Source organism: Cupriavidus sp. 2SB (genome assembly GCF_005503625.1).
Taxonomy (GTDB): domain Bacteria; phylum Pseudomonadota; class Gammaproteobacteria; order Burkholderiales; family Burkholderiaceae; genus Cupriavidus.
Genome location: NZ_SCMX01000021.1, coordinates 70,778 through 93,051, shown reverse-complemented (window position 1 = coordinate 93,051; position 22,274 = coordinate 70,778). Strand labels below are relative to the sequence as shown.

General features: G+C 63.6%; 23 protein-coding genes and 1 tRNA gene. 16 read left to right on the top strand and 8 right to left on the bottom strand.

Going from position 1 to position 22,274, the window contains the following annotated elements; all coding sequences use genetic code 11:
* Positions 1–608: ankyrin repeat domain-containing protein (locus tag FFS21_RS12585; RefSeq protein WP_137925171.1), on the top strand; the 608-nt coding region annotated here is incomplete at its 5' end.
* A gap of 79 nt (positions 609–687) precedes the next feature.
* On the opposite strand, the gene FFS21_RS12580 is transcribed toward FFS21_RS12585, so the two are convergent.
* Positions 688–2,391, bottom strand: a complete 1,704-nt coding sequence (locus FFS21_RS12580) for a long-chain fatty acid--CoA ligase (protein WP_137925170.1) — start codon at positions 2,389–2,391, stop codon at positions 688–690.
* 234 nt (positions 2,392–2,625) lie between these two features.
* Between FFS21_RS12580 and trxA the strand changes: the two genes are divergently transcribed.
* A complete protein-coding gene (trxA, locus tag FFS21_RS12575; RefSeq protein ID WP_137925169.1) occupies positions 2,626–3,480 on the top strand; it encodes a thioredoxin in 855 nt (284 codons plus the stop codon).
* Positions 3,481–3,545: 65 nt separating this feature from the next.
* Here trxA and FFS21_RS12570 read toward each other — a convergent pair whose 3' ends face one another.
* A complete protein-coding gene (locus FFS21_RS12570; protein WP_137925168.1) occupies positions 3,546–4,046 on the bottom strand; it encodes a bacteriohemerythrin in 501 nt (166 codons plus the stop codon).
* A 120-nt stretch (positions 4,047–4,166) separates the two neighbouring features.
* Here FFS21_RS12570 and FFS21_RS12565 point away from each other — a divergent pair, with 120 nt between their 5' ends.
* Positions 4,167–4,745 (top strand): P-loop nucleotide/nucleoside kinase family protein, encoded by a 579-nt coding sequence (locus FFS21_RS12565; protein ID WP_137925167.1) that lies wholly within the window; start codon positions 4,167–4,169, stop codon positions 4,743–4,745.
* Here FFS21_RS12565 and tcdA read toward each other — a convergent pair.
* Positions 4,742–5,596, bottom strand: a complete 855-nt coding sequence (gene tcdA, locus FFS21_RS12560) for a tRNA cyclic N6-threonylcarbamoyladenosine(37) synthase TcdA (RefSeq protein WP_137925166.1) — start codon at positions 5,594–5,596, stop codon at positions 4,742–4,744. The two genes, FFS21_RS12565 and tcdA, sit on opposite strands and share 4 nt — an antisense overlap.
* Before the next feature lie 195 nt (positions 5,597–5,791).
* Here tcdA and FFS21_RS12555 point away from each other — a divergent pair, with 195 nt between their 5' ends.
* Positions 5,792–8,116 carry an AsmA family protein gene (locus FFS21_RS12555; protein WP_137925165.1) on the top strand — a complete coding sequence of 775 codons (2,325 nt, stop codon included), beginning with the start codon at positions 5,792–5,794 and terminating at the stop codon, positions 8,114–8,116.
* Between the two features lie 250 nt (positions 8,117–8,366).
* Here FFS21_RS12555 and FFS21_RS32005 read toward each other — a convergent pair whose 3' ends face one another.
* Positions 8,367–8,513, bottom strand: a complete 147-nt coding sequence (locus FFS21_RS32005; RefSeq protein ID WP_171020400.1) for a hypothetical protein — start codon at positions 8,511–8,513, stop codon at positions 8,367–8,369.
* Positions 8,514–8,533: 20 nt separating this feature from the next.
* On the opposite strand from FFS21_RS32005, the gene FFS21_RS12550 reads away from it, so the two are divergent.
* The 5 genes from FFS21_RS12550 (at position 8,534) to FFS21_RS12530 (ending at position 13,798) form a co-directional block, all read left to right on the top strand.
* Positions 8,534–9,751: an MFS transporter gene (locus FFS21_RS12550; protein WP_137925164.1), complete on the top strand. Its 1,218-nt coding sequence runs from the start codon at positions 8,534–8,536 to the stop codon at positions 9,749–9,751.
* 111 nt (positions 9,752–9,862) lie between these two features.
* A complete protein-coding gene (gene pdxH / locus FFS21_RS12545; RefSeq protein ID WP_137925163.1) occupies positions 9,863–10,501 on the top strand; it encodes a pyridoxamine 5'-phosphate oxidase in 639 nt (212 codons plus the stop codon).
* A 223-nt stretch (positions 10,502–10,724) separates the two neighbouring features.
* A complete protein-coding gene (locus tag FFS21_RS12540; protein WP_137925162.1) occupies positions 10,725–11,966 on the top strand; it encodes a class I SAM-dependent methyltransferase in 1,242 nt (413 codons plus the stop codon).
* 2 nt (positions 11,967–11,968) lie between these two features.
* Positions 11,969–13,024, top strand: coding sequence for a DUF72 domain-containing protein (locus tag FFS21_RS12535; RefSeq protein WP_137925161.1), 1,056 nt, complete (start codon positions 11,969–11,971; stop codon positions 13,022–13,024).
* A 204-nt stretch (positions 13,025–13,228) separates the two neighbouring features.
* Positions 13,229–13,798, top strand: coding sequence for a flavin reductase family protein (locus FFS21_RS12530; protein WP_137925160.1), 570 nt, complete (start codon positions 13,229–13,231; stop codon positions 13,796–13,798).
* A 10-nt stretch (positions 13,799–13,808) separates the two neighbouring features.
* Here the strand turns inward: FFS21_RS12530 and FFS21_RS12525 are convergent, their stop codons facing one another.
* Positions 13,809–14,285: an Lrp/AsnC family transcriptional regulator gene (locus FFS21_RS12525; RefSeq protein WP_137925159.1), complete on the bottom strand. Its 477-nt coding sequence runs from the start codon at positions 14,283–14,285 to the stop codon at positions 13,809–13,811.
* A 153-nt stretch (positions 14,286–14,438) separates the two neighbouring features.
* Here FFS21_RS12525 and kynB point away from each other — a divergent pair, with 153 nt between their 5' ends.
* From kynB to kynA, 3 genes are read left to right on the top strand one after another with little or no spacing between them, the layout of a single operon-like run.
* Positions 14,439–15,095, top strand: coding sequence for an arylformamidase (gene kynB / locus FFS21_RS12520; protein WP_137925158.1), 657 nt, complete (start codon positions 14,439–14,441; stop codon positions 15,093–15,095).
* Positions 15,096–15,129: 34 nt separating this feature from the next.
* Positions 15,130–16,386, top strand: coding sequence for a kynureninase (kynU, locus tag FFS21_RS12515; RefSeq protein ID WP_137925157.1), 1,257 nt, complete (start codon positions 15,130–15,132; stop codon positions 16,384–16,386).
* 12 nt (positions 16,387–16,398) lie between these two features.
* Positions 16,399–17,280: a tryptophan 2,3-dioxygenase gene (kynA, locus tag FFS21_RS12510; RefSeq protein WP_137925156.1), complete on the top strand. Its 882-nt coding sequence runs from the start codon at positions 16,399–16,401 to the stop codon at positions 17,278–17,280.
* 166 nt (positions 17,281–17,446) lie between these two features.
* On the opposite strand, the gene FFS21_RS12505 is transcribed toward kynA, so the two are convergent.
* Positions 17,447–18,271 carry an IclR family transcriptional regulator gene (locus tag FFS21_RS12505; RefSeq protein WP_137925155.1) on the bottom strand — a complete coding sequence of 275 codons (825 nt, stop codon included), beginning with the start codon at positions 18,269–18,271 and terminating at the stop codon, positions 17,447–17,449.
* Between the two features lie 193 nt (positions 18,272–18,464).
* Here FFS21_RS12505 and FFS21_RS12500 point away from each other — a divergent pair, with 193 nt between their 5' ends.
* Positions 18,465–19,658 carry an acyl-CoA dehydrogenase gene (locus FFS21_RS12500; RefSeq protein ID WP_137925154.1) on the top strand — a complete coding sequence of 398 codons (1,194 nt, stop codon included), beginning with the start codon at positions 18,465–18,467 and terminating at the stop codon, positions 19,656–19,658.
* 157 nt (positions 19,659–19,815) lie between these two features.
* On the opposite strand, the gene FFS21_RS12495 is transcribed toward FFS21_RS12500, so the two are convergent.
* Complete coding sequence (locus FFS21_RS12495) at positions 19,816–20,454, bottom strand: peroxiredoxin (protein WP_137925153.1); 639 nt, start codon at positions 20,452–20,454, stop codon at positions 19,816–19,818.
* Between the two features lie 282 nt (positions 20,455–20,736).
* Between FFS21_RS12495 and FFS21_RS12490 the strand changes: the two genes are divergently transcribed.
* The 3 genes from FFS21_RS12490 (at position 20,737) to FFS21_RS12480 (ending at position 22,119) form a co-directional block, all read left to right on the top strand.
* Entirely contained in the window at positions 20,737–21,054 is a 318-nt protein-coding gene (locus FFS21_RS12490) for an ElaB/YgaM/YqjD family protein (protein ID WP_317915246.1), read from the top strand.
* Between the two features lie 166 nt (positions 21,055–21,220).
* Positions 21,221–21,598: a phage holin family protein gene (locus tag FFS21_RS12485; RefSeq protein WP_137925152.1), complete on the top strand. Its 378-nt coding sequence runs from the start codon at positions 21,221–21,223 to the stop codon at positions 21,596–21,598.
* Positions 21,595–22,119: a DUF3318 domain-containing protein gene (locus FFS21_RS12480; RefSeq protein WP_137925151.1), complete on the top strand. Its 525-nt coding sequence runs from the start codon at positions 21,595–21,597 to the stop codon at positions 22,117–22,119. Before FFS21_RS12485 ends, FFS21_RS12480 begins: the two co-directional genes overlap by 4 nt.
* 62 nt (positions 22,120–22,181) lie before the next feature.
* On the opposite strand, the gene FFS21_RS12475 is transcribed toward FFS21_RS12480, so the two are convergent.
* Positions 22,182–22,257 (bottom strand) — tRNA-Lys (locus FFS21_RS12475).
* Positions 22,258–22,274 lie beyond the last annotated feature (17 nt).

Genomic DNA, 22,274 nt, shown 5'->3' with positions numbered 1-22,274 from the left:
GTGAGGGCATGACCGCGCTGGACCGAAACCTGATCACGGCCGCCGGTATCGGCGACCTTGACCTCGTCATGCGCCTGCTCAACGCCGGCGCATCGACCCGCGCCGCTGACGAACGCGGTCGCTCCGCGCTACTGGCCGCGCTCTACAACCGGCGCGGCGATGTGGCACGCGCGCTCATCCTGGCAGGCGCCGACGTGAACCAGAAGGATATGGAATCGAACAGCGCCTTCCTGTTGGCCGCCGCCACCAATCAACTCGACGCGCTGCGGCTGGCGCTGTCACATGGCGCGGACGTGCGCAGCACCGATCGCTACGATGGCACCGCACTGATTGCCGCGAGCCAGCACGGCAACGTGGAAGGCGTGAAACTGCTATTGAAAGCGGGAGTGCCCGTAGACCGCGTGAACCAGCTTGGCTGGACCGCGCTGCTCGAAGCCGTGATCCTGGGCGATGGCAGCGCGCGCTACGAAGAGATCGTGCAACTGCTGCTGGATGCGGGTGCCGACGCCAATCTGGCCGACCGCGAAGGCATCACGCCGTCACGGCACGCGAGGGAGCGGGGGTACAAGACGATGGTGAAGATGCTGATGCGGGCGCGGGGGCATTGAGCCTGCGCTCTCCCGACTGTTTTGGCTCCCCTCTCCCGCGTGCGGGAGAGGGGAGAAAACCCGAGGCAGGGTCAAACCCCTACGCCGCAGCCCCCTGCTTCGCATTCTCCGATTCCTGCAACGCGCGCCACATCACCTTGCCTGTGCCCGACTTCGGCAGTGCGTCGACAAACTCCACTACGCGCGGATACTTGTAGGCGGCCATGTTTTCCTTGGCCCATTCGATGATGTCGTCGGGCGAGGTCTTGCCCTTGGCGTCGGCGCGCAGCACCACCACGGCCTTCACCGTCTCGCCGCGATACGCATCGCGGGTGCCGATGATGCACGCTTCCTGCACGGCCGGATGCTTGTACAGCAGGTTCTCCACCTCGGCCGGCCAGACCTTGAAGCCCGACGCATTGATCATGCGCTTGAGGCGGTCGGTGATGAAGTAGTAGCCTTCCTCGTCCATCCGGCCCAGGTCGCCCGTGCGGAAATAGGTCTGGCCTTCGAATTCGATGAAGGCATCGCGAGTGGCGTCTTCCTTGCGCCAGTAGCCCTTGAATACCTGAGGGCCGCGCACGATGATCTCGCCCACCTCGTTCGGCGGCAATTCCTCGAGCGTCACCGGGTCCACGATGCGGGCATCGGTGTTGAATGTCGGCATGCCCAGGCACTGCAGCTTGGCGCGCTCTGACGGATTGCTGTGCGTCGGCGCCATCGTTTCCGACAGGCCATAGCCTTCCAGGTAGCTCAGGCCGAACTGCGTCTTCAGCCGCTCGGCCACGGCCTGCGGCATGGCCGCGCCGCCGCCGCCGATGTAGCGCAGGCTGCCAAGGTCGAACGATGCCAGGTTCGGGCTGCCCAGGAAGTCGATGACCATGGTCGGGATGTTGGTCCAGTGCGTGACCCGGTAGCGCGAAATCAGGCGGCCGGCCACCTCGCGATCCCAGCGCGGCAGCATCACGACCGTGGCGCCCGAGTAGATCGGGCCGTTCATGCCGTACTGCATGCCCGTCACATGGAACAGCGGGAGCACGGAAAGAAGCACCGATTCGGCGCCGCTACCCGACCATGTCGATCCGCCCACCACGTTGTGCATGACGGAGCGGTGCGTGTGGATGCAGCCTTTGGGGAAGCCCGTGGTCCCCGAGGTATAGGGCATCACGGCCATGTCGTCGGGGCCTGCTGTATGCGGGCCGGGCTGCAACGCGGCGCCGAGCGCCTCGGTCCACGCCGTGGCCATAGCCGGCAGCGGATGCTGGGCGGTCAGCCACGCGGGCGGGGCATCCTCGGGAAATTCATGGGAAGGCGGCAGCGCATCGGCGTACTGCGTCACCAGCAGATGCTTGAGCCGCTCTGCGGCCGGCAACTCGCCGTCGGCCTGCATGACCCCGGCGGCCAGATCCGCCGTGCAGATGGCGACAGAGGCTTGCGCATCGGTCACGTAGTGCTTGAACTCTTCGGACCGGTTCATCGGGTTGACCGGCACCACCACGGCATCTGCGCGCAGGATCGCGTAGTAGCTGATGATGAACTGCGGGCAGTTCTGCATGTACAGCAGCACGCGATCGCCCTTCTTCACGCCTGCCTTCTGCTGCAGCCAGCCGGCCAGCGCTGTGGCCTGCTCCTGCAGCGCGCGGAACGTGATGGCATTGCCGAAATACCGGATCGCCGCCTTGTCCGCAAAACGATGGGCCGAGACTTCGAGGTTGTACCAGAGCGAGGTCTCCGGCAGCACGATCTCGGTCGGCGCACGCTTGGGCCAGAACTGGAAATGCGGACGGGCGGGCTTGGTGGTCATGGTGTCTCCTGCGGACGGTCTTGGTGACCGGTTTTTCGAATTCGCATGGGGCGCAAGGCGGGCCTTGCGCAGCAGTCAAACAATATAACTGAACGACCGTTCTATTTTCAACCGGAGGTTTTCCCGCCTATAGGAGGGGGCTGCAAGGGTGCCCGGTTGCAATCTGCGGCGTCGCCCTCACAATGGGAAGATCCGGCCATGTTTTTGGCCCATCCGATTTCCGAGGTGCAGAACATGAGCGACGTCACCCTGCAGAATTTTGAAGCCGAAGTCATCAACAGCCCCGTGCCGGTGCTGGTCGATTTCTGGGCACCGTGGTGTGGTCCGTGCCGCACACTTGGACCGATGCTGGAAAAGCTGGAAGCCGAAGGCGCCGGCCAATGGAAGCTCGTGAAGGTTAACGTCGACGAGAACCAGCAACTGGCGGCCCACTTCGGCGTACGCAGCATTCCGCACGTCGTCGCGTTCGCGGGCGGGCAGGCGGTGAACCAGTTTGTTGGCGTGTTGCCGGAATCGCAACTGCGCGATTTCATCGGCACGCTGGGACCGGACGAAAGCGTGCTGGCCCTGCAGCATGCGCGCGAGCTGACGGCAGCAAACCAGCGTGACGAAGCCACTGCGGCATGGCAGGCCGTGCTGGCAGCCGATGCAGAGAACGACGCGGCGCGACTCGAATTCATCAGTTTCCTGCTCGATGGCAACGCACTGGACGCCGCCGAAGCCGAGTTCGGCCAGCTCACCCCGCGCGCGCCGCAGGAGGATGGTTACGCCGCGCTGCAAACCCGGCTTGATGCGATGAAGGAGGCGATGGCCGGCCTGAACGACCTGCCCGATGGCGCCGATCTCAAGGCCCAGGTGGCATCCGAGCCGGCCAACCTCGGCGTCCGGCTGGAACTCGCCAAGATCCTGATCGCACGTCGCGAATACGAACCTGCGCTGGAACAACTGATGGAAATCGTTCGCCGCGACCGCAGCTTCGAAGACGACATCGGCCGCAAGACGATGCTGTCTGTCTTCGACCTGATGGCGACGGAAGCACCCGCCGTGGTGTCGAAATGGCGGCGGCAGTTGGCGACGGCGTTGAATTAACACTCGCCGTCTGCGGGTGTTGTTCCCCTCTCCCTCTGGGAGAGGGGAGAAAACCAAAGCGAGGATTAAGCGGCCCCTGCCTCCACCAACGAAAACCCGTTCGCCTTCATATGTTCGACCATCATCGTGTCCATCGACTTCACATGATTGTCGAACCACGCTGACAGTTCACCCACCAGCCGGCGGCCCAGATCGAGGCCGCCCTTGCCCGATCCTTCGGGATCTTCCTGTTCTTCGGCAATCTTGTTGCGCACCGCTTCGCAGACCTGCAGCACACCCTTGTGCTCGTTGGCGTGGCAGAAACGCGGGCCGAAATCCATTGCCTCCATCCATTGCTCTTCCTGCTCGAAATGATGGCGCGTGTGGTCGATCCAGGCGTCGAACGCAGCCAGGAAGCCCGCGTCGTCCGCCTTGACGGCTACATCCAGTAGCTGCAGGAACTCGGCGTGCGTGGCATCAGTGACGGGCTCGCCAAGCCGCAGTGCGTCGGGCAAGCCTTCCGAGGAAAGCCCTTCGTAGGGATTGGAGGAAGGATGGAGGGAATCTTGTGCTGGGGAAGCGGACATGGCGACTGGTCGCTTTTTCTTTGAGATAGGCGGAAAGGATACCGATTTCCCCGCGAGCCGATCTGATTTTGCGCAAAGCCCGGTATGCTTGGCCTTCATGCTTTCCTGCAGGCCACCGATATGCCACGACTGATATTCTTCTGCGGACACGCCGGCACCGGCAAGACCTCGCTCTCGCATCGGCTGATCGGGCCGCTGATGCAGGTCACCGGCGAACCGTTCTGTCTCCTCGACAAGGACACGCTCTACGGTAACTACAGCGCCGCGGCAATGCGCGCCATTACCGGCGACCCCAACGACCGCGACAGCCCGGCCTACCTCGATAACCTGCGTGATCCCGAATACGAGGGCCTGCTCGATACCGCGCGGGAGAATTTGATGCTCGGCATCAGCGTGATCGTGATCGGACCGCTATCGCGGGAAATCCGCGCACACCAGTTGATCGATCCGCAATGGCTGCGCGTGCCTGACGGTACGCGGACGCGCATTGTCTGGGTGCATCTGCCCGAGGACGAGGCTCACGCGCGCATTATCCAGCGTGGCAATCCCAACGATGCGTACAAGCTCACGCACTGGGACGCGTATCGCAAGCGCCGCTTCTCGCCAGATCCGGGCGAGTATCCCGAACTAATCTTCTTCGACAATCAGGCACCCGGCCAAGCCGAGGTGGACCAGTTGATCCGTACACTGGCGGCCTAGTTCTCGGCGGCAATCGTCCCGATCACGGCCGAGGCTGCGACGAAGCCGAACACGGCGGTCACCGCCACCGACGATCCGAAGCCCGCGCAGGCCAGTCCTTGCGGCGCCTGACGCGGCGCGGGCGGCACCTCGTCGATTTCGCACGCCTGCTGCTCGGGTTCGGGGTATTTCAGTGGCTCGTCCGAATAGACGGCCTGGATGCCAAATTTCTTTTTCGGATCGCGCGGAAAATTCCACTGCTTGCGCAGGTTGCCGCGCACTTTTGCGAGCAGCGGATCCTGAATGGTGCGAGACAGATCCTCGATACTGACGCGCGTGGGGTCGAGCTGACCACCCGCCCCGCCACACGTAATGACCCGAACACCGGCGCCGCGCGCCCAGCCGAGGATGGCGGTCTTTACCTTGACCGCGTCGATGGCGTCGATCACGTAGTCGAAGCCCGAGAGCAATTCGGCCACGTTGTCTTCCGTCACGAAGTCATCGATGGCCGTGACCCGGCAACGCGGATTGATCGCGACGATGCGCTCGGCCATCGCTTCCACCTTGGCGCGGCCATAGGCATCGCCCAGCGCGTGAATCTGGCGATTGGTGTTCGACGGAGCAATGTGATCGAGATCGATCAGTGTGATGTGGCCCACCGCGTTGCGCGCCAGCGCCTCGGCGGCCCAACTGCCCACGCCGCCGATGCCGATGACACACACCCTGGCCTGCTCCAGCCGGATCAGCCCGGCCGTGCCGTACAGGCGCGCGACGCCGCCAAAACGACGGTGATAGTCGTCATCGGCAACGGATTCATGGGTAAGGGAGTCGGGCAGGTGATGCGCTGCCACAGGCGTGGAGTTCGCGGTCATGACGATCAATGTTTGTGCTGCCGGCATTCTAAGCCAGCCGCCGCCATGGCATCGGCGCCAAAAATAGGCTTTCGGGCGACCGCAATGTCAGCCGACCGCCGACAACTCCGCCGGACACGGCTCCCTACAATATCCATGTAGTGGTTTATCCGCCGCATGGCTGCACAAACGGAGCCACAAAACGGAGCGTTTCCCATGCCCGCCTCGCGTCGACGCAAGATCATTTTCTGGAGTGCTTTCACGCCGCTGGCGCTGATCGCCATTCTCATCATCGTCATCCTGACCTTTGACTGGAACCGGCTCAAACCGTGGCTCAACGACAAGGTATCTGAATCCATCGGCCGTCCCTTCGCGATCAACGGCGACCTCGTGGTCACGTGGAAACGCGCGCAGGGCGAGACCGGCTGGCGCACTTTCGTGCCGTGGCCCCGCCTCTCCGCACGGGACATCACGGTGGGCAACCCCGACTGGGCTCGCGCACCCAACATGGGCACCATCCGCGAACTGATCTTCATTCTGCGCCCGCTGCCGCTGCTGGCCCATGAAATCAACGTGCCGACCATCGTCGTGGACAGCCCGGCCGTCTGGCTCGAACGACTCGCCGACAAACGCAATAACTGGACCTTCGATACCCGCAAGGAGACCGATTCCGGCCAATCGAAATGGCACCTCGACATTGGCGAGGTCGTACTCCAGCGCGGCAATCTCGCGCTAAGCGATGCAGCCGAAAAGATCGAACTGCAGGCCACGCTCGATACCGTGGGCGACCAGGCGCTTTACGACAAGGCTCGCGATGGTGCGCTGATGCCATCGGACGCTTCGGCAGTGGCGGCTTCGCAGGGCGATGCCGCATCGGACGCCAAAGCCGCGGACAACAAGCAGGACAAGGATACCAAGGACGCGAAGGACAACGAGCGCTACGGCATCCGCTGGAAGGCAGTGGGCCATTACAACAAGGCCACGATCAACGCCACCGGCAAGGCCGGCACGGTGCTGAGCCTGCGCGATGTGAACACGCCCTACCCTGTGCAGGCCGATGTGCGCGTAGGTGCCACGCGCGCGGTGATCGAAGGCACGGTCACCAACCCGGCCCACCTCGGCGCGCTCGACGTAAACCTGCGGCTATCGGGCGACAACATGGCATCGCTGTATCCGCTCACCGGCATCGTGTTGCCTTCCACGCCACCCTACGACACGCGTGGCCGGCTGGTGGCCACGCTGAAGAAAGGCGCCTCGACGTACACCTATCGTGACTTCACCGGCAAGGTAGGTAGCAGCGATCTGGGCGGCACGCTGACCTTCGCGCAACGCTCGCCGCGTCCGTTGTTGTCGGGCGAACTGGTATCGAAACAACTGCTGTTCTCCGATCTCGCGCCGCTGATTGGCGCCGATGCCAAACCGGGCCAGGCCGCCAAGGAAAGCCCGGTCAAGCAGCCGCCGAACAAGGCGCTGCCTGTGGCGCCGTTCCGCACCGAGCGTTGGGACGAGATCGATGCCGACGTGAAATTCACAGGCAAACGCATCGTCCGCGACGAGGACCTGCCCATCACGGACCTGACCACGCATCTGAAGCTGACTGACGGCGTGCTTTTGCTCGATCCCCTGAACTTCGGCATGGCCGGCGGCAACCTCGTCTCGACGATCAAGCTCGACGGCAAGCGCGAGCCGATGACCGCGATGCTCGACATGACCGCGCGGCACCTGAAGCTCAAGCAACTGTTCCCGAAGGTGGAGAGCACCCGCGCGAGCGTCGGTGAGGTGAACGGCAGCGCCAAGCTGTCGGCCACGGGTAACTCGGTGGCGGCCCTGCTGGGCACATCGAACGGCGAGGCCAAGCTGCTGGTGGAGAACGGCACGGTCAGCAAGTTCATACTCGAAGCGGTAGGTCTTAACGTGGGCAGCGTGGTGATCTCCAAGCTGTTCGGCGACAAGCCCGTGCAGATCAATTGCGGCGTCAGTGCATTCGGCGTCAAGGACGGTGTGGCGCGCGTTCAGACATTCGTGCTCGATACGCAGGATGCGGTGATCAACGTCGATGGCGGCATCAATTTCAAGGACGAGCAACTCGCGCTGACCATCCACCCGGATTCCAAGGGGCTGCGGATCATCTCGCTGCGCTCGCCGCTTTACGTAGGCGGCACGTTCAAGAATCCGTCGGTCAGCCCCAACATCGCGATCCTGGCCCTGCGCGCCGGCGGCGCGCTGGCACTCGCTCTGACCGCGCCGGTGGCGATGGTGATCCCACTACTCGATATCTCGCCCGGCGGCGACGAAAGCCAGTGCGGCAAGCTCCTGGCGGAACTCAAGAAGCGGCCTACGGCACCGCCACCGGGCAAGACGTATCAAGGCCCCAACGTGAAGGGCCAGCAGGCCGGCCCAGCGGTGCCGGAATCGCCGACGAAGTCCGACGCCGCGCGTGGGGAGGCAGGCCCGGCACCGACCAAGCCGAGGATTCCGGCGCCGTCGGTACAGAGTCCGAACCGGCCGGAGAATGATCGGCAGCTGTATCAGGGGGGTTGAGGACTTCCTCTCTCGCCGGTTTGCTCCCCTCTCCCGCTCGCGGGAGAGGGGCGGGGGAGAGGGTCAGCGGTGCAAATTGCGACTCGTCGGCAAGCAGACCCTCAGGCCCTCTCCCCCAACCCCTCTCCCACTTTGTGGGAGAGGGGAGCCCACATACCACTGTTGCAAATCCGCACCTCCCCCTTCACCGATGTTGTGCATCGCGTCGATGCGGTCGCATAATCGTCCCAGCCATTGACTAATCAAGCATTTAAGCAACAGTGGCATGCATCGCCGCCTTTGCCGGGTTCCAGTCCGGCCTTGGTGCTTTGTCAGGTGCGGCTTCGGCCGCATCCATTTTTTCTTCTTCGCGCGTCTTCTCGCCCGGATCGGAGACATTGCCGGCGGCGCGATCCACTATTCCTGCCCCCGCGCCCCATGACGTTGCCTCACGCTGCCGTCCCGCCGATCACATGGCTGATCGCGTTGACGGTGTGCAATCACGTGGCATTCAATGCCAGCCGTGTCGTCGTTTCCCTCTTTGCCATTTCGCTCAAGGCGTCGACGGTGACGCTGGGCATCCTGATGTCGATCTACGCGCTGTTGCCGATGTTCCTGGCGATCCGCGCGGGCAAGCGCATCGACGAGATCGGTCCCCGGCTGCCGATGATGGCCGGTTCGCTGATGGTCGTGGGCGGTACGCTGCTGCCGGCGGTCTGGCCGGACATCGCCGCGCTGTACGCCGCCTGCGCGCTGATCGGCGTGGGCTTCATGCTGGTGCAGGTGGCCATGCAGTTGCTGATCGGACAGGTGTCAACCAACGAGACCCGGCTGCGCAACTACACCTGGCATGCGCTGGGCCTGTCGATCTCGGGCACGCTCGGCCCGGTTGCCATGGGTTACACCATCGAGCACGCGGGCTTCCGCCCAGCTTTCTGCCTGCTGGTGGTGGTGGCGCTCGCCGGAGTGATCGGGTTGCAGCGCGTGCGGCATCGCCTGCCCGCCACGGGCGGCAACGCGGGACGCCTCGCCATCGAGGACGGCTCGCGCCGCTCCACGCTGGACCTGCTCCAGTATCCCGAACTGCGCGCGGTATTCGTCGCCAGCGCCGTGCTCTCCGCCGCGTGGGATCTGCACGCGTTCCTGATTCCGATTCAAGGCACGCGCATCGGTCTTTCTCCATCGATGATCGGCTGGGTGCTCGGCGCCTTTTCGCTGGCCACGCTGGCGATTCGTGTGGCGATGCCGATGGTGTCGCGGCACTTCTCCGAATGGAAGATCATCCGGCTGGCCTTGCTCGTGGGCGGCCTGGCCTACCTTGTCTATCCCTTCGTGGCGCATTTCTGGCTGATGTGCGCGCTGGCTTTTGTGCTGGGGCTCGCGCTCGGCAGCGCCCAGCCCAACGTCATGAACATCCTCCACACCGTGTCGCCATCGGGCCGTGCCGGCGAAGCGCTCGGGCTGCGCTCGGCCGTGCTCAATACCAGCCAGGTAGTGTGGCCACTCACGTTCGGCGTGGTGGGCACCGCGCTGGGCATGCTGCCGATCTTCCTGTCGATGGCAGGGGCGATGGGCGTGGCGAACTATTACTCGCGCAGGCAGACGCGCAAGATCGGTGCAACGCCTGCCCTGAAGGATTCACCAGCGGACTCGTAAATCGTCCATTTTTGCTTGCGGCAACGCAAATGCGCGCCCCGGCGCATTCGCTATACTCGAAGCATCTGCGCGCGTGATTCCGCGCGCGCGCCTGACCCTTCAAGCCGCGACATGACCCAACTCGCCGACCTGCGCCGCAACTACATGCTGAGCGCACTTTCAGAATCCGACGTAGCCGCTGACCCCATCCGCCAGTTCCAGAGCTGGTTCGACGAGGCGATGCAATCCAAGCTCCCCGAACCCAACGCGATGACGCTTGCCACGGTGGCCAGCGACGGCCAGCCGTCCGCGCGCATCGTGCTGCTCAAGGGCATGGACGAGCACGGATTCACGTTCTTCACGAACTACGAAAGCCGCAAGGGGCTGGACCTCGGGGCCAATCCGCGCGCGGCACTGCTATTCCATTGGGTACAGCTCGAACGGCAGGTGCGCGTGGAGGGCATCGTCGAGAAAGTGGCCGATGCCGAAAGCGACGCCTATTACGCCTCGCGCCCGCTGGGCTCCCGCCTGGGCGCCTGGGCCTCCGAGCAAAGCCGCGAAGTCTCGGGCCGCGACGTACTCGAAGCGCGCGAAGCCGATTTCCGCACCAAGTACGGCGAGAACCCGCCGCGTCCCCCGCACTGGGGCGGCTATCGGGTCAGCCCGACATGGATGGAATTCTGGCAGGGTCGTCCTTCACGACTGCACGACCGCATTGGCTATCGCAAGCAGGCCGACGGCAGCTGGCAGATCGTGCGTCTCTCGCCTTGAGCCACGACCGAGCGCAAATGTCTGCCTGACCTGACAGGCACTGACGGTGCGGGACGCGCACTGCACAATCCGGGGATTTGGCGTAAAGTTTTCTGTGCCGCCGCATCGGCCATGCATCGATGCGGCCCCCAAGGCCAGCGCTGCGGCATCCACGCAGTAAGCGCAGCCGACCGTGGGGCATTTCATTTCGAGAGGAATCACGAACCAATCGGGAGAAAGCCGCATGTTCTTCAAACAAGCCCTGGAAAAGCAGCTCGATAGCTGGATCTCCGACGTGCGGGAGCACGCCAACCTGCCAGTCAGGCTCCGCCTGTGGAACGGCAGTGAATACCAGCTTGGCCATTTCGAAAAGCCGGACGTCACGCTGACCGTGCGCGAGGCATCCGCCCTGCCCCTACTGCTCGTACCAAGCCTTGATAATCTTGGCGAAGCCTATGTCCAGGAGAAGATCGACCTGGACGGCCGGCTGGCCGACATCATCAAGGTGGGCTATGGCCTTTCTGCCGCGGCCGCCCGCCGGGCAGGCGGCATGCTCGCCCGGGTGGCCGACCACTTCACGCATACCAAGGAAGAAGACAAGGCGTCGATCCAGTACCACTACGACGTCTCCAACGCGTTCTACCAGCTCTGGCTCGATCCGCGCATGGTCTACTCGTGTGCGTACTTCGAGGATGGCACCGAGGACCTGGCCACTGCGCAGCTCAAGAAGATCGACCATATCCTGACCAAGGTGCAGTTGCAGCCGGGCCAGACGCTGCTCGATATCGGCTGCGGCTGGGGCGCGCTGGTCATCCGCGCAGCGGAGAAATTCGGCGCGCGCTGCGTGGGCATCACGCTGAGCCAGAACCAGTTCGACATGGCCACCGAGCGCGTGAAGGCGGCGGGGCTGCAGGACCGCATCGAGATCCGGCTGCAGGACTATCGCGACACGCAGGGGCAGTTCGACCGCATCACCAGCGTCGGCATGTTCGAGCATGTGGGCAAGGAGAACCTGCCCGGCTACTTCGGCCGTATCCGCGACCTGCTCAAGGATGACGGCGTGGCGCTGAATCACGGCATCACGTCTCCCGATGCCGACAGCGGCGAAGTGCCAATGGACGGGTCCGCCTTCATGGACCGCTACGTCTTTCCGCAAGGCGAGTTGCCCCATATCGGCATGGTGCTGACCACGGCCCAGAAGGGCGGGCTCGAAGCCTTCGATGTGGAACTGCTGCGCCGCCACTACGCGCAGACGTTGCGGCATTGGGCCGAGAACTTCGAGAGCAATGCGGAGACCATCCGGGCCATGGTCGGCGAGAAGAAATACCGCATCTGGCGCATCTACCTGGCAGGCTGCGCACACGCCTTCACCACCGGCAAGATGTCGATCTACCAGGTCATCTGCCAGAAGGCGGATCGCCCCGCCGATACGTTCCCGGTCTCGCGGCGCTATATTTACGCTTCTCCGATCGGAACCAGCAGCTGAGATTGACCCCTAACCTCGACCTGTTCGGCGATGCACCTGCGTCGCCGGACACCGCCTCCACGCCCACACCCGTCAAGAAGCAAGCCGTCGGCAAGGTCGTCCAGCCATGGACGCACGACCCCGCCCTGAACGCGCTCGCCGCGGGGCTGCCGTCGAACCTGTATTTCGGTACGTCGTCGTGGTCGTACCCAGGCTGGCACGGCATGGTCTACGACGGCGAGTACACGGAAAGCCTGCTGTCGCGCAAGGGCCTGGAAGCCTGCGGCCAGCATCCGCTGTTGCGCGCCGCCGGTATCGATCGCGGCTTCTATGGTCCCATTCCGATTACCGATTACCTGCGGTACGCAGCGCAGGTGCCTGAGCACTTCCGCTTCCTGGTAAAGGCACCGGCCAGCGTTTGCGATGCCTGGCTGCGCGGCCCCGACGGCGCGGGACGCCTGGCCAATGCCGCATTTCTCGACGCGGAAATCGCCATTCGCGACTTTATCGAGCCGGCCACAACGGGACTCGGCGCGCGTTGTGGTCCCCTGCTGTTCCAGCTTTCGCCTTTGCAGAGTCTTGCCGACGATGGCCCGGCGCTGTTCGCGCGACTCGAAGCATTCCTTGCCGCGCTGCCGCCGCTCGAACCAACGCTGACGCCAAACGCCTGCTATGCCGTGGAAATGCGCGACGCGTCCCTGCTGACGCCGCGCTACATCCGCCTGCTGCGCGATCACGGCGTGCGCTTCTGCCTGGCCGCGCGGGATCGTCTGCCTTCCGTGCCCCGGCAGGCGCAAGCCCAGGCGCTGATGGACGATGGCGCGCCCGGACCACTCGTCCTGCGCTGGATGCTGCGCGAAGGCCGGTCCTATGCGATGGCCGAGAAAGCCTTCTCCCCCTTCGACAAGCTTGCGGACCCGGACACGGAGACGCGCAATGCCATCGCCGATGTAGTGGTCCGCACGCTGCAGGCCGGGCAGCCCGCCTACGTCATCGTGAGCAACAATGCCGAAGGCTGCGCGCCACTCAGCATCGTTGGGTTGGCCACAGCGATTGCCGACAGGCTCGGCACCGCATAGGACATCGGAATCACATAGAACATCTGCCGGTAAGGTCACCCCGGAGCCCATGCCCGATGTCCGCTACAATTGGGCCTTCCGCAGTCGCACGGTTTTTGTGCGGCAGGCCACCGAAGTTGCCGCCCCCGCGGATTAGCTTGTGCGTGTTGAATGCGCGCCGGCCAACCCGATATGAAGATCATGGATTTGTGTGGAGCCCGAGAGATGGGCATGCCAGAGGCCGACGCCCCCGTTACGGGCCGCACGGCCACCGCTCCCGATTTCGACAGCCAGCATTTCAAGCGTGCGCTGTCGCAGTTCGCCACCGGCGTGACGGTGATTACCACCCGCGCGGCCGGCCATCCGTATGCCAACGGCGCGCCGTTCATCGGTATTACCGCCAGTTCGTTCAACTCGGTATCGATGTCGCCGCCGCTCGTGCTGTGGAGCATGGCCCACCGCGCCAACAGCCTGCCGATGTTCCGCGACGGTTCGCACTACATCATCAATGTGCTGGCGGCGTCGCAACTGGACCTGTGCCAACGCTTTGCCACGCTCAAGGGCGATCGCTTTGCCGGCGTGGACTATCGCCTGTCCGAAACCGGACTGCCCATCCTCGGCAGCGCGCTGGCGTGGTTCGAATGCCACAATCGCAGCCGTTATGACGAAGGCGACCACACGATTTTCGTCGGCGAAGTGGAGCGTTGCGGCATTCTGGATGCTGGCGGCGATCCGCTGGTGTTCCAGGGCGCGCAATTCTCCACGCTCTGCCCGCTCTGCCCGACTGACCGCTAGTTGCCGACCGCTAGTTACTTTCCTTGAGGATCGCCAACGGCGATCCATCGGTCTTGATCCGCTGCAGCACGATGTTGGAGCGGATATCCATGACCCCCGGCGTACGGTACAGCCGGTTCACGATGAAATCCGAATAGTGCTTCAGGTTGCGCGCCTGCACGCGCAGGATGTAGTTGCTATCCCCCGTAATCACATAGGCTGTCAGCACTTCCGGCCACGTCTGCACCACGGCATTGAACGTGTCGTGCCATCCCTCCACATCGTGCCGCATCGACACCTGCACGATGGCCTCGATCTCCAGCCCTAGCTGCTCCGCATCGAACCACGCGTTGTAGCCGCCAATCACCCCGCTCTCTTCCAGCAACCGCACCCGCCGCAGACAGGCCGAGGGCGATAGCGCCACGCGGTCGGCGAGGTCCTGGTTGCTGATGCGTCCGTTCTCCTGCAGCGCGGTCAGGATGCGCAAATCGGTTGGATCGAGGGTCATTTCGCAGAATCCACTGTTTTTTGTGCCATTCGCACAATTCTATGCGAAACAACCGCGCTTCGACGCCCCATTTCGCAAGCCTCTTCTCGCGGGTTTTGACTATGATCCCTGCACGCACCGCGTCTTTAGAAACGCCCCCGAGACAACGCCCCAATGCCGAACGCCCCCTTAGTCCACACGGATTCCCGCCGCCTCTGGGACATCACGCCCCCGGTCTCGAACGCCACGCCGGTCTGGCCTGGCGACACGCCGTTCCGTCATGAGCCTGCGTGGCAACTCGACGAGCACTGCCCAGTCAACGTGGGCAAGATCACGATGTCGCCGCACACGGGCGCGCACGCCGATGCCCCGCTGCACTACGCGGCAGACGGTGCACCGATTGGCGAGGTGCCGCTCGACGCCTACCTCGGCCCTTGCCGCGTGATCCACTGCATCGGCGCCGCGCCGCGTGTGGAGCCGCAACATATCGACCATGCTTTGAGCGACGTGCCACCGCGCGTGCTGTTGCGCACGTACCAGACCGCGCCGCTGGGCGCCTGGGATTCCGCGTTCTGCGCCGTAGCGCCCGAGACCATCGCGCTGCTCGCCAGCCGTGGCGTGAAGCTGATCGGCATCGACACGCCGTCGCTGGACCCCGAAACCTCCAAGACCATGGATGCGCACCACGCCGTGCGCGACCATCGGCTCGCCATTCTCGAAGGCATCGTGCTAGATGACGTGCCCGCTGGCGATTACGAACTCATCGCCTTGCCACTACGGCTGGCAACGCTCGACGCCAGCCCGGTACGTGCCGTGCTGCGCGCGCTTTGAACAACCTCCTACCCTCCTGCAAGCAGAATTCGATATGACAACCCTGACGCGTACACGCTGCGAGGCGATGGACCGGGACGACCCGCTCCGCGCACTCCGTGAACAGTTCGCCCTGCCCGAAGGCGTGATCTACCTCGATGGCAACTCGCTCGGTGCGCGCCCGCGCGCCGCCGCTGCGCGGGCTTCGGAAGTGGTCAATAGCGAATGGGGCAACGGCCTGATTCGCAGCTGGAACACGGCGGGCTGGTTCGACCTGCCACAGCGGCTGGGCAACCTGCTGGCGCCGCTGATCGGTGCCGGTCATGACGAGGTGGTGGTCACCGATACCACATCGATCAATCTGTTCAAGGTGCTCACTGCCGCCGTGCGCGTGCAGCAACAGCGCGATCCGGCACGCCGCGTGATCGTGTCCGAAGCCAGCAATTTCCCAACCGATCTCTACATCGCCCAGGGCCTGGCCGACCTGCTGCAGCAAGGCTACGAAGTCCGGCTCGTCAACAGCCCCAGCGAGATCGACGCCGCCGTAGGCGCCGACACCGCCGTGCTGATGCTCACGCACGTCAACTACAAGACCGGCGAGATGCTCGACATGGCCGGCCTGACCGAACTCGCGCACGCACGCGGCGCGCTGACGGTCTGGGATCTGGCTCACTCGGCTGGCGCCGTGCCCGTGTCGCTGAACGCGGCCCAGGCCGACTATGCGATCGGCTGCACGTACAAGTACCTGAACGGCGGTCCGGGCTCGCCGGCATTCGTCTGGGTATCACCGTCGCTGCGCGACCAGTTCTGGCAACCGCTGTCGGGCTGGTGGGGCCATCGCGCACCGTTCGCGATGTCGCCGCAGTACGTGCCGGCCAATGGCATCGACCGTTTCCTCTGCGGCACGCAGCCAGTCACGTCGCTGGCGATGGTCGAATGCGGCCTCGACATCTTCGCGCAGACCAGCATGACCGCCCTGCGCGCGAAATCGCTGAAGCTGACCGATCTGTTTATCGAACTCGTGGAAGCCCGCTGCGGACACCATCCGCTGACGCTCGTCACGCCACTCGAACACGCGAAGCGCGGCAGCCAGGTCAGCTTCGCGCACCCGGACGGTTATGCACTGGTGGCCGCGCTGATCGAACGTGGCGTCATTGGCGACTACCGCGAACCGGGCATCGCACGCTTCGGCTTTACGCCGCTGTACACGAGCTTCACCGAAGTCTGGGACGCCGTGGAGATCCTACGAGACGTGCTCGATAGTCGCGTGTACCGCGACGCGCGCTTTGCCGTGCGGACAGCAGTGACCTGAGCGGAGCAGATCATGAGCGAATTCAAGGGATGTCCGATGGGACACGGCGCCGCCCCTGCGGCAGGCGCCGATGCAGAGGGCTGGCATGGCGCGCAGATGGATTTCGCGCGCGACATGAGCTACGGCGACTACCTGGGTCTCGACCAGATCTTGTCGGCCCAGCACCCACTCTCGCCCGACCATAACGAGATGCTGTTCATCGTCCAGCACCAGACCACCGAACTGTGGATGAAGCTGATGCTGCACGAATTGCGCGCGGCGCGCGAATCCGTGAAGACAGACCAGTTGCAGCCTGCGTTCAAGATGCTGGCACGCGTCTCGCGCATCATGGATCAACTCGTGCAAGCCTGGAACGTACTGGCCACGATGACCCCGCCCGAGTACTCCGCAATGCGGCCTTACCTGGGTGCGTCGTCCGGTTTCCAGTCGTACCAGTACCGCGAGATCGAGTTCATCCTCGGCAACAAGAATGCCGCGATGCTGCGCCCCCATGCGCATCGTCCCGAGCATATGAAGCTGGTGGAAACGGCACTGCAAACCCCGTCGATGTATGACGAGGCGATTCGCCTGATGGCACGTCGCGGCTTTGCGATCGACGCCAACGTGGTGGAGCGCGACTGGACCGAGCCGCTGGCCTACAACGAATCGGTCGAGGCCGCGTGGCTTGAGATCTATCGGAATCCGTCAGCACACTGGGACCTGTACGAACTCGGCGAAAAGTTTGTCGACCTCGAAGACGCCTTCCGCCAATGGCGCTTCCGCCATGTCACAACGGTGGAACGCGTGATCGGCTTCAAACGCGGCACCGGCGGCACCGAAGGCGTGAGCTACCTGCGCAGGATGCTGGACGTGGTGCTGTTTCCGGAGTTGTGGAAGTTGCGGACGGATTTGTAGGTCTGTCTCTCCCTCTTGTTTTCTCCCCTCTCCCGCTTGCGGGAGAGGGGTTGGGGGTGAGGGCCAGCGGCTCTGCTTGCCGACCGAGTCGCAATTTGCACGGCTTGCCCTCACCCCCGCCCCTCTCCCAGAGGGAGAGGGGAGAAAACAATGGGAAGACCGGACCTTACCGCCCCACCTCCGACAACCTCATCCCCAGCGCCTGCAGCGCCGGCGCCAGCGTCTCGCGAAACGTTTCCTCGCTGACCGCGCCATACGAAGCACTGCAACTCAGCATGTGCAAATCCTTCTCTCCCACCGGACGAAACGCCACGGCGCACGCGTGAATGGCCGGATGCCAGTCGCGGAACGACGCCGCGTAGCCATCGCGCTCGGCCTGGGCCAGTGCGGCGCGCATCGGGGTCTCCTGCTGCCTCCACTGCTCCGGGAACGCCTGCGAGAACTCCCCCAGCACCCGCTCGCGCCTGGCTGCCGGCAAGGCCGCCAGATAGGCGCGCCCCATCGAACTCGATATCAGGGACAGCCGCGAACCCACGCCCAGTCCGAGCATCGCGCCCGCATCGTTACGGATCGAGTCGAGGTAAATCACCTCCAGCCGCTCGCGCTTGCCCAGCGACACCGACACCCCATGCGTCTGCGCAAAGGCCAGCATGTGCGGGCGCGCCAGCGCCACCACATCGGACGCGGCCAAGTATGAGAACCCTAGGGCCAGCACGCCAGCATCGAGCGCATACTTGCCCAGGCTGTCGTCGTAGCGCAGGTATCCCAACTGCACCAGCGTGCCAGCCAGCCGGCTGACCGTAGCCTTGGGGAACCCCGTGCGGCGCACGAAATCCTGATTGCCGAGCATCGCCTCGCCCGTGCGGAAGCAGCGCAGCAGTTCCAGACCCCGCGCCAGCGCGGTGACGAAGTTGGGATCGCTCTCGCGTTCGCGGGGTGCAGCGGCGTCGCGGACGGCATCGGTGGCGGCGGAAGCGGTGGTGGTAGCCAAGACGGCACTCCAATCAAAGAAGGGTGTGGTCGATTGTCGAACGCAATTCGCCGGGGCCGCAAAAACGCCTGTTGCAGCGAAAACGGGTTCAGCTATACTAGCTCATCGGAACAAGGTTCCGCAATGCGGAACCAGAAAATATCTGGCTGAACCGGATTCCACCCTTACTCGCCGAACTACGAAGGAGACCTCCATGGCTGCACACGCCGAATTCGACTGGACCGACCCGCTGCTGCTGGATCAGCAATTGACCGATGACGAGCGCATGATCCGTGACGCCGCCGCGGCCTATTGCCAGGACAAGCTGATGCCGCGCGTGCTGCAGTCGTTCCGCAATGAGAAGACCGATGTGGAGATCTTCCGCGAGATGGGCGAACTGGGCCTGCTCGGCCCGACCATCCCCGAGCAGTACGGCGGCCCTGGCCTGAACTACGTCAGCTACGGCCTGATCGCACGTGAAGTGGAGCGTGTGGATTCGGGCTACCGCTCGATGATGAGCGTGCAATCGTCGCTGGTGATGGTGCCGATCTATGAATTCGGCACCGAAGCACAGAAGCAGAAGTACCTGCCCAAGCTGGCCACCGGCGAATGGATCGGCTGCTTCGGCCTGACCGAGCCGAACCATGGCTCCGATCCGGGCTCGATGGTCACGCGCGCCAAGAAGGTAGCAGGCGGCTACGAGCTGTCCGGCGCCAAGATGTGGATCACGAACTCGCCGATCGCCGATGTCTTTGTCGTCTGGGCCAAGCTCATGGGCGATGACGGCAAGGAAGCTATCCGCGGCTTCATCCTGGAAAAGGGCTGGAAGGGCCTGACCGCTCCGGCCATCCACGGCAAGGTGGGTCTGCGCACGTCCATCACGGGCGAAATCGTGATGGATCAGGTCTTCGTGCCCGAAGAGAACATCATGCCCAACGTGAGCGGCCTGAAGGGTCCGTTCACCTGCCTGAACTCGGCCCGCTACGGCATCGCCTGGGGCGCGCTGGGCGCCGCTGAATTCTGCTGGCACACCGCCCGCCAGTACACGCTGGACCGCAAGCAGTTCGGCCGCCCGCTGGCCGCCACGCAGTTGGTGCAGAAGAAGCTGGCCGATATGCAGACCGAGATCACGCTGGGCCTGCAAGGCTGCCTGCGCCTGGGCCGCATGAAGGACGAAGGCACCGCTGCAGTGGAAATCACCTCAATCATGAAACGCAACTCGTGCGGCAAGTCGCTCGACATTGCTCGCGTAGCCCGCGACATGCTCGGCGGCAATGGCATCTCGGACGAGTTCGGCGTGATCCGCCACGTGGTGAACCTGGAAGTGGTCAACACCTACGAAGGCACGCACGATATCCACGCGCTGATCCTGGGCCGCGCCCAAACCGGTCTGCAAGCGTTCTTCTGATCGCCACAGCAAAAAGAAAAAGCCCGGCACGTGGCCGGGCGGAAGCAACACTACCAAGGAGACGACGGGCACGCCCATCGTTTTACGACAAAGCTTCTACAACAAAGTCATGCAGTACTGGACCGGGCCGGGTGAATACCTAGGACCCGGTTTTTCTTTACTTGTTCGGCTGGGGCGTCAGGCGCAGATACGGACGCACCGCCTTGTAGCCCTTCGGAAATTTCTGGCGGATCACCTCTTCGTCCTTCAGCGACGGCACGATTACCACATCGTCGCCGTCCTGCCAGTTGCCCGGCGTGGCCACGCTGTGGTTGTCGGTCAGTTGCAGCGAATCGATGACGCGCAAGATTTCGTTGAAATTTCTACCGGTGCTTGCAGGATAGGTAATGATCAGCCGGACCTTCTTCTTGGGATCGATCACGAACAGCGAGCGCACGGTCAGCGTCTCATTCGCGTTCGGATGAATCATGTCGTACAGCTCGGAGACCTTGCGGTCGCTGTCGGCCAGGATCGGGAAATTGACCGAGGTCGACTGGGTCTCGTTGATGTCACCGATCCAGCCCTTGTGCGACGCGACGCTATCCACGGACAGGGCAATCGCCTTGACACCGCGCTTCTCGAATTCGCCCTTCAGCTTGGCGGTCAGGCCCAGTTCGGTGGTGCAAACCGGGGTGTAGTCGGCCGGGTGCGAGAACAGGACACCCCAGTCATTGCCAAGCCAGTCATGGAAGCGAATGGTGCCCTCGCTCGATTCTTGCTCGAAGTCCGGTGCAATATCGCCAAGACGCAGTGCCATGAATGAAAGTCTCCGAAAACAGAAAAGTAAATAAATGTAGGGTCAGGTGAACCAGCTTAGCCAGATTGCCATCCAACCCAAACGAATATAAAGTCACTACAAAATCACTCGAAGTCATAAAGACTTTGGGAGCGGGGCTAAGTTTCCTGCTCCGCCGGCCGATGACACGTTGCGTGACATCCCCGAGGGTGCCTTGTACTGACGAGCTTGAAACCGTGGCCGACCGCCACATATGCTACTTGGACGACAAGAAACGCCACAAGCCAGTGCGAGCAAGGCAAAATGTCACCACTTGAACCAACCGCCCGCAAACAGGAGAAACTGATGAGCGATGTCAAGACCGTTCTGTCCGACGCCGAAGAACTGCTTAAGCAAGCGGCCTCGACCACCGGCGAGAAAGCTGCCGAACTGCGCGAGCGTGGCATGGGCCTGCTGAAGCAAGCCAAGGAAAAGGCCCAGGACCTGCAAGACGCAGTCGTGACCAAGAGCAAGGCAGCCGCCCGTGCCACCGATGACTATGTGCATGACCACCCGTGGCGCGCCGTGGGCGTGGCAGCGGGCGTGGGCCTGCTGATCGGCCTGCTGCTGAACCGCAAGTAAGCATCGTCCGCAGTACGCCCCGTACTGTCGTACCGGCCACCGGCTGCGCATCTGTGCCGGTGGCATGCAATTTGTATATGGACTGGATGAGCGGCCCCATCGGCCGCCGCTGGTTCTTCCACGCAGATGCCGCCCTGCCGGCGCATCGCTTTTCCGCCGGAGCCGCATGAGCGAATCCCCTTCCCCCAAGTTCCTGGACTCCCTGCGCAACCTGACCGGTTCGGTCGTGTCGATGCTGCAGACGCGCCTCGAACTCGCCAGCGTCGAGCTGGCCGAAGAGCGCACCCGGCTGATGAAGGTGGCGTTGCTGGCCTGTTTTGGCCTGGTCTTCTTCGGCATGGCGCTGATGACCTTCACGCTGCTGATCGCCATCCTGTTCTGGGAAACCTACCGCTGGCAGGCCATTGGCGCCATCGTGGTGTTCTACCTGATCTGCACGGCCGCCTGCCTTTTGATCGCCCGCCACAAGGTTCGCAACGCGCCTCCGCTGTTCGAATCCACACTGGCTGAACTCGATAAAGACCGGGAGATGCTGCGCCAATGACCACGCCCGAAGACGAATCCCTCGATAGCCACCCGCGCCGCGACCATCCCCGCCCCGTCCGCTTCACGCGGGAAGTCAGGCTGCCGCTGGCTGTACGCAAGGAATTGCTGATCACACGCGCCGCGCTCGAGCGCTACGACGCCCACCAGGCTCTGCAGCAAGTCAAAGGCGGCGCGCGCCGCATGACTAATTTCAGCGCGTGGCTGCCCCGTGTGACCAGCCTGACGCGCTCGTCGGGCTGGCTCAAGATGCTCGGCATCACGCGCAATTATCCGATGCTCAGCACGGCCATCACCCTGGCCCTTCCGCTGCTGCGCCGGACGCCGGTAGGTCGCGTGACCTGGAAGCTGTCGAAGATCGGCGCGCTGGCCGGCGCGGGATACTTTGCCTACAAGACGTGGAACGAGTCGAAGCGCCCGGCAACTCGGCGAGCGGTGCGGCCCGCTGACGTAACGCCCGAAGTATCGGTGCCGCTGGACACGGGCTTCCGCGATCCGCTCGTGCGAACGCCGCCAGTCTGATTCATCCAAACACCCAAACGCAAAAAGGGCCTGTGACTTGCGCCACAGGCCCTTCGTAATGCTGGTGGGTCGTGCGTGACTCGAACACGCGACCAACGGATTAAAAGTCCGCTGCTCTACCGACTGAGCTAACGACCCGGAAAAACTGAATCCGC

Excerpts from the sequence above, each read along its gene's own strand:
- FFS21_RS12580 (WP_137925170.1), bottom strand. The coding sequence starts at position 2,391 with ATGACCACCAAGCCCGCCCGTCCGCATTTCCAGTTCTGGCCCAAGCGT.
- trxA (WP_137925169.1), top strand. The coding sequence starts at position 2,626 with ATGAGCGACGTCACCCTGCAGAATTTTGAAGCCGAAGTCATCAACAGC.
- FFS21_RS12570 (WP_137925168.1), bottom strand. The coding sequence starts at position 4,046 with ATGTCCGCTTCCCCAGCACAAGATTCCCTCCATCCTTCCTCCAATCCC.
- FFS21_RS12565 (WP_137925167.1), top strand. The coding sequence starts at position 4,167 with ATGCCACGACTGATATTCTTCTGCGGACACGCCGGCACCGGCAAGACC.
- tcdA (WP_137925166.1), bottom strand. The coding sequence starts at position 5,596 with ATGACCGCGAACTCCACGCCTGTGGCAGCGCATCACCTGCCCGACTCC.
- FFS21_RS12555 (WP_137925165.1), top strand. The coding sequence starts at position 5,792 with ATGCCCGCCTCGCGTCGACGCAAGATCATTTTCTGGAGTGCTTTCACG.
- FFS21_RS12550 (WP_137925164.1), top strand. The coding sequence starts at position 8,534 with ATGACGTTGCCTCACGCTGCCGTCCCGCCGATCACATGGCTGATCGCG.
- pdxH (WP_137925163.1), top strand. The coding sequence starts at position 9,863 with ATGACCCAACTCGCCGACCTGCGCCGCAACTACATGCTGAGCGCACTT.
- FFS21_RS12540 (WP_137925162.1), top strand. The coding sequence starts at position 10,725 with ATGTTCTTCAAACAAGCCCTGGAAAAGCAGCTCGATAGCTGGATCTCC.
- FFS21_RS12530 (WP_137925160.1), top strand. The coding sequence starts at position 13,229 with ATGGGCATGCCAGAGGCCGACGCCCCCGTTACGGGCCGCACGGCCACC.
- FFS21_RS12525 (WP_137925159.1), bottom strand. The coding sequence starts at position 14,285 with ATGACCCTCGATCCAACCGATTTGCGCATCCTGACCGCGCTGCAGGAG.
- kynB (WP_137925158.1), top strand. The coding sequence starts at position 14,439 with ATGCCGAACGCCCCCTTAGTCCACACGGATTCCCGCCGCCTCTGGGAC.
- kynU (WP_137925157.1), top strand. The coding sequence starts at position 15,130 with ATGACAACCCTGACGCGTACACGCTGCGAGGCGATGGACCGGGACGAC.
- kynA (WP_137925156.1), top strand. The coding sequence starts at position 16,399 with ATGAGCGAATTCAAGGGATGTCCGATGGGACACGGCGCCGCCCCTGCG.
- FFS21_RS12500 (WP_137925154.1), top strand. The coding sequence starts at position 18,465 with ATGGCTGCACACGCCGAATTCGACTGGACCGACCCGCTGCTGCTGGAT.
- FFS21_RS12495 (WP_137925153.1), bottom strand. The coding sequence starts at position 20,454 with ATGGCACTGCGTCTTGGCGATATTGCACCGGACTTCGAGCAAGAATCG.
- FFS21_RS12490 (WP_317915246.1), top strand. The coding sequence starts at position 20,737 with ATGTCACCACTTGAACCAACCGCCCGCAAACAGGAGAAACTGATGAGC.
- FFS21_RS12485 (WP_137925152.1), top strand. The coding sequence starts at position 21,221 with ATGAGCGAATCCCCTTCCCCCAAGTTCCTGGACTCCCTGCGCAACCTG.
- FFS21_RS12480 (WP_137925151.1), top strand. The coding sequence starts at position 21,595 with ATGACCACGCCCGAAGACGAATCCCTCGATAGCCACCCGCGCCGCGAC.